The sequence below is a fragment of the Bacteroides sp. RTP31139st1_H2_RTP31139_211217 genome, assembly GCF_040227615.1.
In the GTDB taxonomy this organism is placed as follows: domain Bacteria; phylum Bacteroidota; class Bacteroidia; order Bacteroidales; family Bacteroidaceae; genus Bacteroides; species Bacteroides uniformis.
In genome coordinates this window covers 12,704-13,338 of record NZ_JBCNZM010000136.1, presented here as the reverse complement: position 1 = coordinate 13,338, position 635 = coordinate 12,704, and the positions used below count along the sequence as shown (strand labels likewise).

General features: G+C 58.1%; 1 protein-coding gene and 1 pseudogene. Both read right to left on the bottom strand.

Annotation, left to right across the window (positions count from 1 at the left end; genetic code table 11):
* Nucleotides 1-117 (bottom strand): annotated as a pseudogene (locus tag ABUA47_RS18355) (conjugative transposon protein TraN); the annotation flags it as partial.
* 72 nt (nt 118-189) lie between these two features.
* The coding region (traM, locus tag ABUA47_RS18350; protein WP_349831864.1) for a conjugative transposon protein TraM at nt 190-635 on the bottom strand (446 nt) is incomplete at its 5' end.

Below are 635 nucleotides of genomic sequence, written 5' to 3'. Positions count from 1 at the left end.
GTTGAAAGTCACCGGACGGGTAAGACCGTCGTACAAATCGCCCGTGGAGGGCTTTTCCTGCGCGTGGGCAGCGAACATGCACCCGATAAAAGCGAGTGCCAGAAGAATCTTTTTCATACTCGATAAATTTTTGATTGTTGATAAAAATGGATTTTTTCAGTGGTGTACGGAAGTACGTCGTTTGTACCCTTATTGAAGGGGCGGGAGCAACAGGACGCTGTAACCGGCCTTGAGCGTGACCTTGACCGAGCGCATCTTCTTGCTCACGTATTGCGACACGCCCTGGATGGCGCTGCGCCCCAGGTCGGAGAGCAGTTGCGAACCGGCATCGTCCGTGATCGTGATACTGCTGCCCATGCCCGCGCCCATATTGGCGGCGATCTCCTTCACGGCATTGAGTTCTTCCGACCCCGGCACGGGAATACCCTCGTTGCCGTTCGTGTCATAGACCGACAGATCGACCGGAACGACCGCCCCGCCGTGCTGGACAGCGCTGACCTTGACCGTCAGCCGTTCGCCGTTGATCCTCGCCGCCCCCGTTACGGGCGTACCCGAGGGGATGAGCAGATCTCCCGCCATCATCGGTTCCAGCAGCCGGAAAGTAACCTCCCCGCCATCGGTGAGCGTCACGGTTT